We start from the raw sequence: 14,906 nt of genomic DNA, 5'->3' as shown, positions 1-14,906 counted from the left end.
GGGGCTGGGCGCCCCGCGGGATACGTCATCATTGACGCCCGCCCCGACCTGGTGGTTGCCGAAATTTACGCTGATGAGGAGGCCGTATCCGGCCGTGCGTTTCACCAGAAAAGAGGGTGCGCCGCCGGCTCCGACCTGAGTGTCCGTCGGTGTCCGGTTGGGTGGCTATCCGGTTGGGCCTGCCACACCGTTCAGCCCGAGCCACTGGGCCATGCGCCCCAGTTCGGCGGCCAGCGCCTCGGGGGCCTCGGGCGGAGCGTCGGGTTCCAGCGTGGTCCGGCGCACCAGCAGGACCCCGGCAGCGCGATCGGCCTTGAGGTCCACCCGGGCGACCAGCCGCTCGCCCAGCAGGAACGGCAGCACGTAGTATCCGTGCACCCGTTTGGGGGCGGGGACGTAGATCTCCAGGCGGTACCGGAAACCGAACAGGTTCTCGGTGCGGGCGCGTTCCCAGATCAGTGAGTCGAATGGGCTCAGGAGCGCGCTTGCCGTCACCCGGCGCGGGAAGCGGGCGTCGCGGTGGAGATAGGCGGGCTGCCCCCAGCCCTCGACGCCCACGGGCACCAGTTCGCCGGACTCCACGAGATCGGTGACCGCCGCGCGCCCCTCCCCGGCGCTGAGGCGGAAGTAGTCGCGCAGGCACTTCTGTGTGGCCACGCCGTGGGCACGGGCCGCGATCGCGACCAGTTCCCGTCGGGCGTCGGCCGGATCGGGGTCGGGGGCCTCGTGCACCGTGGCGGGCAGTACCCGTGACGTGAGGTCGTAACGGCGCTCGAACTGGGGCGTGCGCCCGTCGGTGGTCACCTCGCCACACCAGAACAGGTACTCCAGCGCCGACTTCACCAGCGACCAGTTCCAGCCCCAGTGCTCCTTGCCCCGTGGGACGTCGTGTTCCAGGGCGGTCTCGATCTGACGGGAGGTGGCCGGTCCGGTCCGCTCGACCTCGCCGAGCACCGCCTTGACCAATTCGGGGTGCTCGGCGGCGACCCGGCGCATCCCGCCCCACGCCTCGTCGCGCGCACGGGCCATCCGCCAGCGCAGCAGTCGGTGCGTCGTGGGAGGGATCAGGCTCGCCTCGTGCGCCCAGTACTCGACCAGGCGTCCGCCGCGGCCCGTGGCGGCCCGGTCCAGCAGGGTGCGGTCGTAGGCCCCCAGGCGCGCGTGGACGGGGAGGTACTGGCTGCGTGAGAGCACGTTCACGCTGTCGATCTGGATGATCCCGACACGGTCGATCACCCGTTGCAGGTGCCGTTGCGTCGCAGCGGAGGAGGGGCGTCGGTCGGCGAAGCCCTGTGCGGCCAGTGCCACCCGCCTGGCCTCGGCCAGTGACAGGGTGGCATCGCGTCTGGGATGGGGGGCCGGTCGTTGTTCGTACACGCGTACTAACTTAGTCGGGGATCTCGGGCGCGGGGTCGTCGAATCCGGGAGGCCCCGACTCGGGCAGCCGGTCGTTCGATCCGGCGGGGGCGGTATCGGGGTCCGGTATGACCGGAAGCGACGGCTGTTCGGGTTGCGGAGCAGGGGACGCGCCGGGCGATGGGTCGGCGGGGGACGGGCTCGGCTCGGGACTGGGTTCGGGAGGCGGCAGCAGCAAGGGAGCGCTGACCACGGTGACCACGGGAGCGGTCGCCTGGTTGAGGATTGCGCTCAACTGGGCCTCACCCCGCTGGCTGGGGCTGGGCGACGCGGAGGGCGCAGCGGAGCCCGCGGCCCGAGGAGCGGCCGGTCCGGTCGGCTCCGACGGTCCGGCCAGTGCGGCAAGTCCCCAGAACATGCCGAGGACGGTCACCGTTGCCACGGCGGCCGGGGGCGCCCATTTCAGCCGCGGGTGGTCCGTGGCCCAGGAACTTCTCCTGTGCCGTCGGGTCCGACCCGGGCCGGGTGGGACGGAGACGTCAACGCTCATCGAAACGCCTTCTCGAGACGGTCCGGAAGCCTCTGTGCGGGGCTGGGGATCCGGAGAATCTCCTCTCGAACGGTATTTGCCCGGGGAACGCGTGGCCAATCCGGCACGCCGGACGGCCGCCGCGAAGCCGGGCCGAAAAGCCGCTACGCGGCAGACCAGCCCGAGGTCAGGACCCGGCCGGAACCTCCGCAGGACAGGCAGTCCCTGGGGACCAGCATCTCGGCGTGGCCGTTGACACTCATGTAGCCGTAGACCCGCACCCGGTACCCGCTTCCATGGCAGTCCTGGCACACGATCGCTATGTCCATGACGCCAATGTAGCCTCCGGGCCCGAGGACGGTCCGGCCCGGCCGGGGGCGGGAGGCGGGGCCGGCACGGTCAGTCCGTTGTCTCGGGCGGGAGGAGCGCGCCGTTGGTTGACAGCCACACCGTGATGGTCGTCCCTGCGCCCGGGGACGACTCGATGCCGACCGAACCGCCGTGGGCGGTCGCGATGGCCTGCACGATCGACAGTCCGAGCCCACTGCCCACACCGGGGGAGCGGTTGCCCCGGTAGAACCGGTCGAAGGCCCGATGCGCCTCGTCGGTGGGCATTCCCGGACCGGCGTCGGCGACCACCAGGACCGTCTCGTCGCCTTCGCCGTCGAGCCGGATCGTCACCGGGGTGCCTTCGGGGGTGTGCTCGCGGACGTTGTCCAGCAGATTGGCCAGGATCTGGCGGAACCGGGGTTCGTCGATCGGCTGGACGAGGCTTTCGGGCAGGTCCAGCACGAGGTTGCGGTCGGGGTTGACCGCGGCGGCGTCGGCGGCCATCTCGCGTACCAGCGCTGCCAGGTCGCAGTCGGCCAGTTGCAGCGACCCGGTGCGGTCCAGTCGGGCGAGCTCCAGGAGTTCGGCGACCAGCCGACTCATGCGCTCCGCCTCGCCCTCCACCCGCCGCATCGCCCCGGGGAGTTCCTCCGGAGGGATCGCACCCTGCCGGTAGAGCTCGGTGTAGCCGCGGATGGTGGTCAGCGGTGTGCGCAGTTCGTGCGAGGCGTCGGCGGCGAAGTCCCGCACCCGGCGTTCCGACGCGGCCTTCGCTTTGAACGCGTGCTCCAGCCGGCCCAGCATGGTGTTGATCGCCATGCCAAGCCGGCCCACCTCGGTGTAGGGGTCGGCGTCGGGCATCCGGTCGGCGAGGTCGGAACCGGTGCTGATCTGTCCGGCGGTGGTGGCCATGCGGTCCAGCGGGGCGAGGCCGCGCACGATCAGCCGCCGCCCGACCAGGGTCAGCCCGCCCAGCAGCATGATCGCGGTGACCAGCTGCACCTGCATCAACTGGCGCGGGTAGTCCTCGCGCTCCTCGGTGGGAACGCCGCTGACCATGATCGCGTCGTCGCGCAGCCGGACCGTGGCCCGGTGCGGGGGAACGGAGTCCTCGGTGCTGTTGAGTTCGAAGAGTTCCTGGGAGCGGCCGTAGGAACGCAGGTCGGCCAGGGACAGCGCGGCGATCCGGTTCAACACCACGTCCTCGCGGAAGGTGTCGCCGTAGATCTGGTTGACCTCCCCGGTCCCGGGGTGGATCAGCACCACGAAGTAGGGGGAGGGACTGGGGGCGTCCACGCCGACCGGCGGGGTGCCGTTGTCCAGGCGCACCATGGCCCGCTCGGCGGTCAGGACCAGTTGTGCGTCCAGCCGTTCGGTGATGAAGGTCCGAAGCGTCAGGATGCTCACCAGGCAGCTCACCAGCAGCCCGACACCGGTCACGACGAGCAGCCCGACCAGGAGCCGGGAGCGCAGGGGACGGCCTGGGTGCACGGGGGCCGTCCCGCTACTTCTCGTCTTTGCTGCGCAGCGCGTAGCCCACGCCGCGCTGGGTGTGGATGAGGTTGGGGCCGAGCGGCTCCAGTTTGCGGCGCAGGTAGCTCACGTACGTCTCCACGATCTGCGACTGTCCGGCGTAGTCCCAGCCCCACACGTTCTCCAGCAGCTGGGCCCGGGTCAGCACCCGCCCCGCGTTGCCCATCAGGTACGCCAGCAGCCGGAACTCGGTGGGGGAGAGCTCGACGGGGGTGCCGCCGCGTCGTACCGTCCAGGTGCGTTCGTCCAGTTCCAGGTCGGCCACCCGCAGGACCCCGTCCGCGGTTGTCTCGGCGGGGCCGGAATCGCGCTTGGTGCGGCGCAGGAGTGCGCGGATCCTGGCGACCAGCGCCTCGACGGAGAAGGGCTTGGTGACGTAGTCGTCGCCGCCCAGGGAGAGCCCGGTGACGGTGTCGGAGGGGGTGTCGCGCGCGGTGAGGTATATGACGGGCACGTCGTCGTCGCGTTCGCGCAGCTGACGGCAGACGTCGAATCCGCTGATGTCGGGCAGCAGGACGTCCAGGACGATGAGGTCGGGGTGGTTGGCGCGGGCCATCGACAGCCCCTCGCCGCCGGTGCCGGCGGTGCTGACGTCGAAGCCGTGGAAGCGCAGCGCCGCCTGGACCAGGTCCCGGATGTTGGGCTCGTCGTCGATCACCAGCACGTGCGGCTTCGTCGCGGTCTCTGCGTCGGTCATCGGTTCACCTTGGTGTAGCGGGCATCGCGATCGCGTGGGCGTGCGTTTCGCGTGGACGGCGGCGTGTTCGACACGCGCTCCCATCATGCCGCAGGGCCGTTCGCCGAGTGGGGGACGGGGGGCGTGACAGGGCCGGTGGAGCGGGGGCCGATCGTGCGCGGGACGCTGATCCCCCGCAGAGCGGCGCTGAACCGGCCGGTCCGCCGAGACTGGGAAAACACTGGGTTTTCCGTACGGGAGGCGAGAGTCGCGCCTGCCGCGAACTCAAGGTATTCGTCCAACTACGGAATGAATTCGGAGAAAACCATGTGAACAGTGGGTCGGATGTGGTCCTCTAGCTGGACAGCGACTCCAAGGGCTCCACCGTGTGCCAGAAGTCGTGCCCGGTTCCTGGTGCGGAGGACGGCCGCGCCAGGAACCACCACCCGTGCCGGCCCTGTTCGGTGCGCTCGCCACGGGATGTCCTCGGCCGGCGCTACCCTGGCGGGGTGCGATTGGCGACATGGAACGTGAACAGTGTCCGGGCCCGCGGCGAGCGTATCGCCGCCTGGCTGGAGCGCAGCGACGTTGACGTCGTGGCGATCCAGGAGACCAAGTGCAAGGCCGAGCAGTTCCCCGAACAGGTGTTCACCGACCTCGGCTACGAGGTCGCCCACCACGGGCTGTCGCAGTGGAACGGCGTCGCGGTCGCCTCGCGGGTGGGGCTCGCCGACGTCCAGGTCGGTTTCCCCGAACAGCCGGGCTTCGGCGACCCGGTCGCGCCCGAGGCGCGCGCCATCGGTGCCACCTGCGGCGGGGTGCGGGTCTGGAGCCTCTACATTCCCAACGGCCGAGCCATCGACGATCCGCACTACACCTACAAGCTGCGGTGGTTGGACCGACTGCGCGCGGCCGGAGCCGAGTGGCTGGCTCGGGACCCCGCCGCGCAGATCGCGCTGTGCGGTGACTTCAACGTCGCTCCGCAGGACGCCGACGTCTGGGACATGGACGTCTTCGAGGGCAGTACACACGTCACCGCTCCCGAGCGCGACGCCTTCCAGGCTGTCGTGGACGCGGGGTTCGCCGACGTCGTGCGCCCGTACACCCCGGGGCCGGGCGTCTACACCTACTGGGACTACAAGGGTTTGGCCTTTCCCAAGCGCAAGGGAATGCGCATCGACTTCGTGCTGGCCTCGCCCGCTCTGGCCCGGCGGGCGGCAGGCGCCTCGGTGGACCGCGAGGAGCGCAAGGGCAAGGGCGCATCCGACCACGCCCCGGTCTTCGTCGAGTTCGCCTCCGAGTGACCCCTGCCGCCGGACGACGCGGGAAGGCGCGGGAAAGCGTGTCGAGTGCCGGTGTCGTCGCTGCTGAGGCCCGAAACCGAGAGGGCCGCCGAACCTCGGTAACGTACGAGGGGTGAATCCAGCATCGGCACCGCAGATCGCGGTATTCGGCAGTATCAATATGGACCTCGTCGCCTACGCCGACGTCGCCCCCGCCAGCGGGGAGACCGTTCAGGGCCGGGAGTTCCGGCAGATCCCCGGGGGCAAGGGCGCCAACCAGGCGGTCGCGGCGGCCATGGCCGGCGCTGATGTGACCTTCATCGGCGCGGTCGGGGACGACGCCTTCGGCACCCAACTGCGCTCCAACCTCGTCAACACCGGAGTCGAGGTGTCCGGGCTGCGCATGGAGCCCGGCGCCTCCGGGGTCGCGCACATCGTGGTGGACGGGCACGGGTCCAACTCCATCATCGTGATCCCCGGCGCCAACGGAACCGTGACCGGCCTGGAGGAGGACGACCTCCCGCTGCTGAGGGGAAGTGCGGCTCTACTGCTCCAGTTGGAGCTGCCCATGGAGGGGGTCGTCGCCGCGGCGCGTGCCGGTCGCGCGGCGGGGGTGCCCACCGTGCTGACGCCGGCACCGGCACGGCCACTGCCCGGTGAACTGCTGGACTCGGTGGATCTCATCGTGCCCAACCAGCACGAGGCGGCCGCCATCACCGGCGAGGACGACCCGGAGCGGGCTCTCGCCGCACTGCTCGAACTGGTGCCCGAGGCCATCATCACGCTCGGCGCGGACGGCTCGATCCACGGCCGCCGCGGAGAGGAGCCCACCCGGGTCGCCGCCGTGCAGGTCACGGCCGTGGACACCACCGCAGCCGGCGACACCTTCTGCGGTGCGTTCGTGGTCGCGCGCGCCGAGGGCCGTTCGCCTCGGGCGGCCCTGGAGTTCGCGGCGACGGCCGCCGCGCTCTCGGTGCAACGCCACGGTGCGAGCTCCTCGATGCCCACCCGCGCGGAGATCGACGCTGCCTGACGAGCCACGGCGGCCGGTCGCGATCGCGGGTTGCCCCGGATCGTGACCGGCCGTTTGTTGCCTGATGGTCGTTCATGGCGATCGATTCGTCTGTGAAAACCATCAAGTGAGACTTTTTTGTGCTTCATGGCTGCCCTGACGTGGTGATACGTCATCTTCGGAGGCATGGGGGGAAGCCATGAAGCGGCAAGGGTTGTGTGCTGTGTGCTATTTCTTTAAACTCACCTAAAGCCAAGTTCAAGAGCAGGTGAAGCCACACCGGCCCCCAGGGTCGGCCTCCGGCGGACCTGGAGGCCCCCGCCGCCCGGGTCGCGTCCCCGCCGTCTTCCCCTCGGAAGCGGATCCGTTTCACACATCGGCCATGTCCGAATCCACATTTTTTTCTTCCAGGGTTTCGGGCTCCGCGAAAAAATGCCCGTATCGAGCAATTTCGGGTAACGAAATTGTTTCCAAATGAGTTCGGATCGATATTCACCGAACCGTTGGTGCCGGTTCATCCATCATTGAGAACCCCCTCTGCCTGCGACTTCCGTGTCGGGTTAACGTCCCGGCCCGTCGGGGTTTCCCGTCGTGTCGCCCTGCGGTTGATCGTTGCCTTTCGGACATTTTCGGAATGGTTGCAAAGGGGGTTTCGGGTGTTTAGTATTATGGTGGCTGAGCATTGCGAAGTGGCCTTTCGGATCATGGGGACGTTCTCCACCGGCTTCGACCGGCGCGGGGTGAAACCGACACCGCGCTCGCCCGAGTCGGGACGCGGACCGAAAACAAGCGGGAGGACACGATGCGGTCACTCGATGTGGTCGCCACCGGCTGTGCTGTACTGCTCGCGGCCTGTATCGGTTGCTCCGCGGCCGGAATCGACGACGAGGAACCCGCCTCCCCCGAGGCGACCCTCGTCAACGAGGCGCAGAGCGGTGCGGCCGAAACCCCCGAGGGAGCCGCACTCGCCGCATACAACGGCATGTGGGCCGTAGTGGTCAACGCGTCCCACGCCGGAGAGACCGCTCCGGCCGAACTGGAGCGCTACGCCACGGGCGGTGCCCTGGAACTGATGAACCAGGCCCTCCAATCGGCCAAGATCTCAGGGGAGCCACCGACCGGGGAACCGGTCCTCGACCCCGAGGTCGTGATGGACGGCTCGGCCAAAGCCAATGTCACCGACTGCGTCAACGACTCCCAGTGGAGCGTGGACGGACAGTCCTCCGGCGGGGCGCCCCGCCGGGTCGATGCCGGGGTCGGCCATGACGGACTCGTCTGGCGGGTCTTCGAACTGCGAATCTGGGAGCCGGGAACGTGCTGAGACGAACAGGCGCCGTCGCCATGACTGCCGCCCTCCTGCTGGCCGCCACCACGCCGGCCAACGCCGACACCCCCGACTTCCTCAGCAGTATCCAGTGCGGAAGTTCCGGGGGCGCCGGCTGCTCGGTCCTGCTCCAGTGGGCCATCGAGTACGGCGGGGTGCCCGGCAGCAGCGGGGGCGGAGGCACCTCGACCGGTTCCGGCGACGGGGGCGGCACGGGCGGGGCCGACGACCCCTATGCCGGCATCGACTGGGACGCCATCGACTGGAGCGCCATCGACTGGGACGCGGTGGACTGGGAGTCCATCGACTGGGACGCCGTCGACTACGGCGACGGGGCGGGTGCCGCCCCCCAGGACCCGATGGTGGCCATCCAGGAGGCCCTGGGGTCCTTCGAGCTCCCCGCCCCCGAGATCGTCACCTCGCCGGCCGTCGGGTCGCGCCTGCTGGTGCACACCCCGATCTGGTTCTGGCTCCAGCCGGAGGGCTGGGAGCCCGCCAGCACCTCCGCCGAGGTCCCGGGGCTCTCGGTCGGCGTCTCCGCCACCCCCACCCAGACCCGGTGGACCCTGGGCGACGGGACGCAGATCATCTGCGACGGTCCCGGCACCCCCTTCGACCCCGCCACGCACGACCCGGCGGCGGAGTCCCCCGACTGCGGCCACGTCTACACCACCTCCTCCTTCGCCGAGCCCGGCGGGGTGTTCCAGGTGACCGCCGAGGTCACCTGGGGCATCGGCTGGGAGATCTCCGACGACGAGGGCACCGAGACGGGCGAGATGGACCCGGTCGTCACGGCCGCGCAGATCGAGTTGCCGGTTGAAGAATCGCAGGGCCTGGTGACCTCCACCGGCCGCGGATAGAGGACGGAACGAACGTGGTCGAGACAGCGACAGCCCCGACTAAGGCGCCCCGGGCGGCGGGCGCGGCCCAGCCGGTCCGTTTGCTGGGCACCGGCCCCAGGCGATGGCGCTGGCTGGGTCTGGGGATCGCACTGATGGCGGCGGGCGCGCTGGTCGCGACGACCGCCGTCAACCAGCTGGACCAGCGCCGCCAGGTGCTGGTGGCCGACGCCGACCTGCCGGCCGGTCACCTGCTGACCGCCGGCGACCTCCGGGTCGCCGACCTCTCCGGTACCAGCGGCCTCTCGGTCGTCTCCGGCGACCAGCTGGAGCAGGTGGTGGGCAGCACACTCACCGTGCCCGTGGCGGCCGACAGCGTGCTGCCCGAGACGGCCGTCGGCCCCGGCTCGGACTACCCCGAGAGCGGCCGGGCCGTGGTGGGCGCCTCGCTCAAGCCGGGCCGCTTCCCCGAGTCGCTGCGCCCCGGCGCGCAGGTCTCGGTCGTGGTCGTCAGCGAGGGCGAGTCCGGCACGCGCCGGGGCGTCCAGGCATATGCCGCCCACCTGCAGTCCTTCACCGCCGCCGACGGCGGTTCCGCCACCGCCGAACTCCTGGTGGACGCGGGCGACGCGGGCCAGATCTCCACCGCCGCCGCGGCGGACGGCATCGCCCTGGTCCAGGTCCCCGCCGGCGGGGGGTCCTGATGACCCGGACGATCTCCCTCTTCTCCCTGGGCGGCGCCCCCGGCGTCACCACCCTGGCGATGGCGCTGGCCAGTGTCTGGCCGGACGAGGCGGGCGCCGTGCTCGTCGAGGCCGACTCCGGGGGCGGCGACGTCGCCACCTGGCGCCGCCTGCACACCTCGCCCGGACTGATCGACCTCGCCGCGGCCGCCCGGCACCGCGAGGTGCAGCCCGCCGACAGCGGCGAGCACAGCCCGCTCAAGCACGCCCAGGTCCTGCCCGGCGGGCTGCCGGTGTGCGTCGCACCCGCCACCGCCGACCGGTCGGCCGGCGCGGTCGGCCTGCTCGCCCAGCACGCCTCCGTCCTGCGGGCCGACCACGGGCCGGTCACGGTCGTCAACCTGGGCCGCATCGCGCCCCGTTCCCCCACGGCGCACCTCGCCGTCGCCGCCGACACCGCGATCCTGGTGGTCCAGGACGAGGTCGCCCAGCTGCGCCGGGTCAAGGAGTCGGCCGCGGCCTTCGCGGACTCCTTCCGTTCCCTGCGGGTCGTCGTCACCGGCGGCTCCGACTCCACCGCGGAGATCTCCGCGGCCGTCGGCCTGCCCGTGTGGGGCCGGCTGCCCCGCGACGAGAAGGGCGCCGCGTTCCTGCGCGGCGAGCGCAACAACCGCCGCCCCGAGCGCCGCCCCCTGTTCAAGTCAGCGGCCGCCTTGGCCGCCGACCTGCTCAAGGACGCCGCCCCGGCACAGAGCGGCCACCAGCCGGCGGTGTCGCCCTCATGAACCTGGACTCGCCCTTCTACGAGGACCCCGGCCAGGTCGTCAACCACCAGCGGCTCAGGCTGGTCAACGACTGGACCAACTGGGTCGCCTCGGAGACCACCCGGCGCCTCAGCGAGGTCATGCGCGACGAGAAGTCGTACTCCGGGCAGGACTACCGCAGGCGCGCGGAGCGCGTCATCGCCCAGGTCCTCGACGAGGCGGCCGGCGACGCGCTGGCCGAGGGCCGCGCTGTGCTCGACGCGGCCACCGAGGCCGACATCGCCCGCCGCGTGCTGGCCCAGGTGTGCGGGTTCGGCCCGCTCCAGGTGTTCCTGGACGACCCCGAGATCGAGAACATCAACTGCAACGGAACCAGGGTCTGGATCCGCTACGCCGACGGCCGCCGGGAGCAGAAGACGGCGATCTTCGGTGACTCCTCCGAGCTCATCGCGCTGGTCCGGCGCATCGCCGCCGAGGCGACCACGGGGGAGCGCCGCTTCGACCCGGGTGCGCCGATCCTGGACATGCAGCTGCCCGGCGGCGAGCGCATGAACGCCGTCATGGAGGTCGCCCGCGAGCCCTCGGTGTCCATCCGCCGGCACCGTTACAGCACCACCACCCTGGAGCAGCTGCGCGACCTGGGCACCCTCGACAACACCCTGGTGGCGCTGCTGCGCGCCTCGGTGCGCTCGCGCCGCAACATGGTCGTCACCGGCGGAACCGGAGCGGGCAAGACCACTCTGCTGCGCGCCATCGCCGCCGAGATCCCGCCGGAGGAGCGCCTGGTCACCATCGAGGACGTCTTCGAGCTCGGCCTGGACCGCGACGAGGCCCACCCCGACTGCGTCGCGCTGCAGGCGCGGCCGGCCAACGTCGAGGGGGCCGGCGCGGTCACCATCGCCGATCTCGTGCGCACCGCGCTGCGGATGTCGCCGGACCGGGTGATCGTGGGCGAGACCCGCGGCCACGAGACGGTCCCACTGCTCAACGCCATGAGCCAGGGCAACGACGGCAGCCTCACCACGCTGCACGCCAGCGACTCCTCGGGGGCGTTCACCAAGTTCGGCGCCTACGCCGCGCAGTCCGCCGAGCGGCTGCCGCTGGAGGCCACCGCCGCACTGGTCGCCTCCGCCGTGCACCTCGTCGTGCACGTCTCCTCCACCCCCGCCGGCCGGCGCATGGTGACCAGCGTGCGCGAGGTGGTCGGAGCCGAGGAGCAGCGCGTGGTCTCCAACGAGATCTACCGCCGCCGCCCCAACGGCGAGCAGCTGCCCGCGGCCCCGCCCGGGACCGACACCGTCGCCGCGCTGACCGAGGTCGGATTCGACACCAGCCTGCTGCACGCCGACGTGAGCATGGGCGGGGGGTGGTGACCGTGCCCGACGTCCAGACCCTCCTCATCGCCGCGGCCGGTGTCATCGCCGGCGCGGGCCTGTGGCTCGCGCTGGCCGCGCTGGCCTCCTTCCCCACCGGGACGGCGCTGTACCGGCTGCGGACCCTGCCCTTCGAGCGGGGCCGTCCCCTCCGGCTGGTGCTGGCGGTGGCCGGCGGTGCCGCGGCGTGGCTGGTCACCGGCTGGCCGGTCGCCGGCGTGCTCATCGGGGTCGGCTGCTGGTTCGCCCCGGTCCTGTTCGGCTCGGACAAGCACCACGAGCAGCAGGTCGCCGGGGTCGAGGCGGTCGCCGCCTGGTCCGAGATGCTGCGCGACCTCATGGCGGGTTCCTCGGGCCTGCACCAGGCCATCACCGCCACCGTTCCCATCGCGCCGGAGCCGATCCGCGACGAGGTCGCCCGGCTCGCCGAGCGTATCCGCGCTGGGCGGTCGCCGCAGGAGGCGCTGGAGCTGTTCGCCAACGAGGTGGACAACCCCACCGCCGACCTCGTGGCCGCCGCGCTGAGTACCGCCGCCGCGCGGCATGCCGCCGACCTGGGCACCCTGCTGGGCAGCCTGGCCGAGGCCGCGCGCGAGCAGGCCGCCATGCTGGTCCGCCTCGCCGCGAACCGGGCGCGGGTGCGCACCTCCACCCGCATCATCATCGGTGTCACGATGGGGATGGCTGCATTGATGCTGCTGTTCAGCCCGGACTACCTGGCGCCGTTCGACGGCTTCGTCGGCCAGCTGGTACTCGCCGGGATCGGCGGGCTGTGGGCCGCCGCGCTGGTCTGGCTGGTCCGGCTGTCCCGGCCGAAACTGGGCCCGCGCGTGCTCGCGCCGGCCGCCCGATCCGAGGAGGTGCCCGCGTGATCCCCGACGTGTCGCCGCTGACCCTGGGGGCCGGGCTGCTGGTCGGCCTGGGGGTGTGGTTGGTACTCGCGGTGGGCTACGCCCGGCCCAGCCTGGCCGAGCGGCTCGCCGACCCCCCGCCGAAGCAGCCGCCGCGCCCGGTGGTCTCGGAAGAAGAGGCCGGGTTCACCGCCCGGCTGGGCCGCCTCGGCACCCCGCTGATGGCCTCCTTCGGCCTGCCCACGGCCCGCACCCGGCGCGACCTCGTGGTGTGCGACCGCGACGTGGACCGCTACCTCGCGGAGAAGGCCACCGGCCTGCTCCTCGGCCTGCTGGGGCCGCCGGTCATGGGCGTCGTAATGACGGTGCTGGGTGTCGGCCTCTCCCCGCTGGTGGCCGGGGCCTGCTGGGCGCTGTTCGCCGTCGTGCTGTGGATCGCCCCGGACCTCGCGCTGCGCGACGAGGCCGGCAAGCGCCGCGAGCGTATGCGGCACGCCCTCGCCGGGTTCGCCGACTTGGTGGTGGTGGCGCTGGCCGGTGGCGCCGGGGTGAACGGCGCGCTGTCCGACGCCACCGCGACCAGCAGCAGCTGGGCGATGACCCGGATCGCCCTCGCCCTGCGCGGCGCCGCGCTGGACCGCCAGCCGGCCTGGACGGCACTGCGCGAGCTCGGCGACCGCTACGACGTCCCGGAGTTCGACGAGCTCTCGGCCAGCCTCCAGCTGGCCGGGGCCGACGGGGCCCGGGTGCGCGGCTCGCTGGCCGCCAAGGCCAAGACGCTGCGCACCCAGCACCTGGCCGAGCTGGACGCCGACGCCCAGGCGGCCACCGAGAAGATGAGCCTGCCGGTGGTGCTGCTCTTCGCCGGCTTTCTCCTCCTGCTCGGTTATCCGGCAGTGAGCCTGATCATGTCCAGCCTCTGAAGCAGTCCCTCCCTTCACGAAACAAGGAGCCCCCGCATGAACACCATCAGAGAGTTCCTCGCCCGCCGCCGCCACAAGGGCGACGCCGGCTACACCACCGAGACCATCGTTGTCATCGCACTCCTGGTCGGCATCGCCATCGCCGCGGTTACGGCTGTCGGCACGACGATCCAGAACAAGGCCACGTCCATCTCGCTGGACGCCGGCGAATAGGCGATGCGACCCGACCGTCCTTCGGAGGATCGCGGTAGCGCCGAGCTCGTCGTGGCGGCGCCACTGCTGCTCTTTCTGGTGTTCTTTGTGATCCAGATGGCCGTGTGGATGCACGCCGACCACGTCGCAACCAGCATCGCGCAGCGCTCCGTCGCGGCGGCCCGGGCCGCGGAGGCCACCGACCCGCAGGGCTACGCGGAGTCGGTGGCCGACGATCTCGGCGGCGGCCTCCTGACCGACCGCAGCATCCAGGTCCAGGTCGGCGCCACCACCGCCCGGGTGGTGGTGTCCGGCAACGCGCCCAGCATCGTGCCGGGCTTCACCTGGCCGGTGCGCCACGAGCTGACCGCGCCCGTGGAGCGTTTCGTACCGCCCACCCCGGCAGGAGGAACCCAGTGAGGGGCAGGGACCGCGGCTCGGCGGCCGTCGAACTCACCGTCATCACCCCGCTGCTGCTGATGTTCGCGTTCCTGATGATCCTGGGCGGCCGGGTCACCGGCGCGGGCAGCACCGCCGACGAGGTCGCGCACGCCGCCGCCCGCGCCGCGTCCATCGAGCGCGAACCCGGCCAGGCGGAGGCGGCGGCCAACCAGGTCGCCGCGGACACCCTCGCCACCCACGGACTCAAGTGCGCCAGCTACAGCCTCGAACTCGACCACGGCGGCCTGCAGCCCGGCGGCGCGGTCACCGCGGCGCTCACCTGCAACGTCTCGTTCAGCGACATCTCCGGCCTGGGACTGCCCGGCAGCAGCACCGTGCGCGGCGAGTCCACCGTCGTCATCGACACCTACCGGGGGACCCCGTGAGCACCGGATCGGACCGCGGCCAGGTCACCGCCTTCGTCGTCGTCATGGTGTCGGCGTTCGTCATGTGCCTGGGCCTGGTCCTCGACGGCGGTGGCGCGCTGCGCGCCAAGAACCGCGCGTCGCTGCTGGCCCAGGAGGCGGCCCGGGTCGGCGCCCAGCAGCTGGACTGGGCGGCCTACCGCGCGGGCGACCCGGTCGCCATCGACGCCGCCGCGGCGGTGGGGGCGGCCCAGGGCTTCCTGGCCTCCTCCGGGGCGAGCGGCAGCGCCGAGGTGAGCGGCGACACGGTGACGGTCACCACGTCGGTCTCTTATAGCTTTGTCCTCCTACCATTGGGTAATACGACTGTCAGTGGCACCGCGAGTGCCCGCCCCTATTCCGGACCCACCACCCCCTGAACGTCTCGTGGAG

General features: G+C 71.5%; 18 protein-coding genes. 13 read left to right on the top strand and 5 right to left on the bottom strand.

Annotation, left to right across the window (positions count from 1 at the left end; all coding sequences use genetic code 11):
• Positions 1 to 165: 165 nt before the first annotated feature.
• From AC0VYP_RS21850 to AC0VYP_RS21830, 5 genes are all read right to left on the bottom strand, one after another.
• Positions 166 to 1,377, bottom strand: coding sequence for a winged helix-turn-helix domain-containing protein (locus AC0VYP_RS21850; protein WP_285758549.1), 1,212 nt, complete (start codon positions 1,375 to 1,377; stop codon positions 166 to 168).
• A 10-nt stretch (positions 1,378 to 1,387) separates the two neighbouring features.
• A complete protein-coding gene (locus AC0VYP_RS21845) occupies positions 1,388 to 1,906 on the bottom strand; it encodes a hypothetical protein (RefSeq protein ID WP_285758550.1) in 519 nt (172 codons plus the stop codon).
• A gap of 143 nt (positions 1,907 to 2,049) precedes the next feature.
• A complete protein-coding gene (locus AC0VYP_RS21840; protein WP_475471586.1) occupies positions 2,050 to 2,214 on the bottom strand; it encodes a hypothetical protein in 165 nt (54 codons plus the stop codon).
• Between the two features lie 70 nt (positions 2,215 to 2,284).
• The gene (locus AC0VYP_RS21835; protein ID WP_475471584.1) at positions 2,285 to 3,706 is read right to left on the bottom strand and encodes a sensor histidine kinase; all 1,422 of its coding nucleotides are present in this window, start codon (positions 3,704 to 3,706) and stop codon (positions 2,285 to 2,287) included.
• Between the two features lie 13 nt (positions 3,707 to 3,719).
• Positions 3,720 to 4,445 (bottom strand): response regulator transcription factor, encoded by a 726-nt coding sequence (locus tag AC0VYP_RS21830; protein ID WP_285758555.1) that lies wholly within the window; start codon positions 4,443 to 4,445, stop codon positions 3,720 to 3,722.
• Between the two features lie 443 nt (positions 4,446 to 4,888).
• Here AC0VYP_RS21830 and AC0VYP_RS21825 point away from each other — a divergent pair, with 443 nt between their 5' ends.
• The 13 genes from AC0VYP_RS21825 to AC0VYP_RS21765 all read left to right on the top strand — a co-directional run bounded on the left by AC0VYP_RS21825 (position 4,889) and on the right by AC0VYP_RS21765 (position 14,893).
• Positions 4,889 to 5,728 carry an exodeoxyribonuclease III gene (locus tag AC0VYP_RS21825; protein WP_475471582.1) on the top strand — a complete coding sequence of 280 codons (840 nt, stop codon included), beginning with the start codon at positions 4,889 to 4,891 and terminating at the stop codon, positions 5,726 to 5,728.
• A gap of 112 nt (positions 5,729 to 5,840) precedes the next feature.
• Positions 5,841 to 6,740, top strand: a complete 900-nt coding sequence (locus AC0VYP_RS21820) for a ribokinase (RefSeq protein ID WP_475471580.1) — start codon at positions 5,841 to 5,843, stop codon at positions 6,738 to 6,740.
• 781 nt (positions 6,741 to 7,521) lie between these two features.
• Positions 7,522 to 8,040 (top strand): hypothetical protein, encoded by a 519-nt coding sequence (locus AC0VYP_RS21815; protein ID WP_475471578.1) that lies wholly within the window; start codon positions 7,522 to 7,524, stop codon positions 8,038 to 8,040.
• Positions 8,034 to 8,903, top strand: a complete 870-nt coding sequence (locus AC0VYP_RS21810) for a hypothetical protein (RefSeq protein WP_285758560.1) — start codon at positions 8,034 to 8,036, stop codon at positions 8,901 to 8,903. The genes AC0VYP_RS21815 and AC0VYP_RS21810 overlap by 7 nt, the downstream gene beginning before the upstream one ends.
• A 14-nt stretch (positions 8,904 to 8,917) precedes the next feature.
• Positions 8,918 to 9,586: an SAF domain-containing protein gene (locus AC0VYP_RS21805; RefSeq protein WP_475471576.1), complete on the top strand. Its 669-nt coding sequence runs from the start codon at positions 8,918 to 8,920 to the stop codon at positions 9,584 to 9,586.
• Complete coding sequence (locus tag AC0VYP_RS21800) at positions 9,586 to 10,350, top strand: CpaE/TadZ family protein (protein ID WP_475471574.1); 765 nt, start codon at positions 9,586 to 9,588, stop codon at positions 10,348 to 10,350. Before AC0VYP_RS21805 ends, AC0VYP_RS21800 begins: the two co-directional genes overlap by 1 nt.
• Positions 10,347 to 11,702 (top strand): CpaF family protein, encoded by a 1,356-nt coding sequence (locus AC0VYP_RS21795; protein ID WP_475471572.1) that lies wholly within the window; start codon positions 10,347 to 10,349, stop codon positions 11,700 to 11,702. Before AC0VYP_RS21800 ends, AC0VYP_RS21795 begins: the two co-directional genes overlap by 4 nt.
• Positions 11,699 to 12,574, top strand: coding sequence for a type II secretion system F family protein (locus tag AC0VYP_RS21790; protein ID WP_432707451.1), 876 nt, complete (start codon positions 11,699 to 11,701; stop codon positions 12,572 to 12,574). The genes AC0VYP_RS21795 and AC0VYP_RS21790 overlap by 4 nt, the downstream gene beginning before the upstream one ends.
• The gene (locus AC0VYP_RS21785) at positions 12,571 to 13,476 is read left to right on the top strand and encodes a type II secretion system F family protein (RefSeq protein ID WP_285758566.1); all 906 of its coding nucleotides are present in this window, start codon (positions 12,571 to 12,573) and stop codon (positions 13,474 to 13,476) included. The genes AC0VYP_RS21790 and AC0VYP_RS21785 overlap by 4 nt, the downstream gene beginning before the upstream one ends.
• 36 nt (positions 13,477 to 13,512) lie before the next feature.
• Positions 13,513 to 13,689: a hypothetical protein gene (locus AC0VYP_RS21780; protein ID WP_285758567.1), complete on the top strand. Its 177-nt coding sequence runs from the start codon at positions 13,513 to 13,515 to the stop codon at positions 13,687 to 13,689.
• Between the two features lie 3 nt (positions 13,690 to 13,692).
• A complete protein-coding gene (locus AC0VYP_RS21775) occupies positions 13,693 to 14,088 on the top strand; it encodes a TadE/TadG family type IV pilus assembly protein (protein WP_285758569.1) in 396 nt (131 codons plus the stop codon).
• The gene (locus AC0VYP_RS21770; RefSeq protein WP_285758571.1) at positions 14,085 to 14,495 is read left to right on the top strand and encodes a TadE family protein; all 411 of its coding nucleotides are present in this window, start codon (positions 14,085 to 14,087) and stop codon (positions 14,493 to 14,495) included. The genes AC0VYP_RS21775 and AC0VYP_RS21770 overlap by 4 nt, the downstream gene beginning before the upstream one ends.
• Complete coding sequence (locus AC0VYP_RS21765) at positions 14,492 to 14,893, top strand: pilus assembly protein TadG-related protein (RefSeq protein WP_285758573.1); 402 nt, start codon at positions 14,492 to 14,494, stop codon at positions 14,891 to 14,893. Before AC0VYP_RS21770 ends, AC0VYP_RS21765 begins: the two co-directional genes overlap by 4 nt.
• The last annotated feature ends 13 nt before the right edge of the window (positions 14,894 to 14,906 follow it).

This window comes from Nocardiopsis sp. iso_186 (assembly GCF_056173365.1).
The sequence above is the reverse complement of the archived record's forward strand: the minus strand, read 5'-3'. Positions and strand labels throughout refer to the sequence as shown.

Bases quoted from the DNA above. Each gene is read 5' to 3' on its own strand.
- AC0VYP_RS21775 (WP_285758569.1), top strand. From the start codon at position 13,693: ATGCGACCCGACCGTCCTTCGGAGGATCGCGGTAGCGCCGAGCTCGTC.
- AC0VYP_RS21800 (WP_475471574.1), top strand. From the start codon at position 9,586: ATGACCCGGACGATCTCCCTCTTCTCCCTGGGCGGCGCCCCCGGCGTC.
- AC0VYP_RS21830 (WP_285758555.1), bottom strand. From the start codon at position 4,445: ATGACCGACGCAGAGACCGCGACGAAGCCGCACGTGCTGGTGATCGAC.
- AC0VYP_RS21845 (WP_285758550.1), bottom strand. From the start codon at position 1,906: ATGAGCGTTGACGTCTCCGTCCCACCCGGCCCGGGTCGGACCCGACGG.
- AC0VYP_RS21780 (WP_285758567.1), top strand. From the start codon at position 13,513: ATGAACACCATCAGAGAGTTCCTCGCCCGCCGCCGCCACAAGGGCGAC.
- AC0VYP_RS21840 (WP_475471586.1), bottom strand. From the start codon at position 2,214: ATGGACATAGCGATCGTGTGCCAGGACTGCCATGGAAGCGGGTACCGG.
- AC0VYP_RS21815 (WP_475471578.1), top strand. From the start codon at position 7,522: ATGCGGTCACTCGATGTGGTCGCCACCGGCTGTGCTGTACTGCTCGCG.
- AC0VYP_RS21795 (WP_475471572.1), top strand. From the start codon at position 10,347: ATGAACCTGGACTCGCCCTTCTACGAGGACCCCGGCCAGGTCGTCAAC.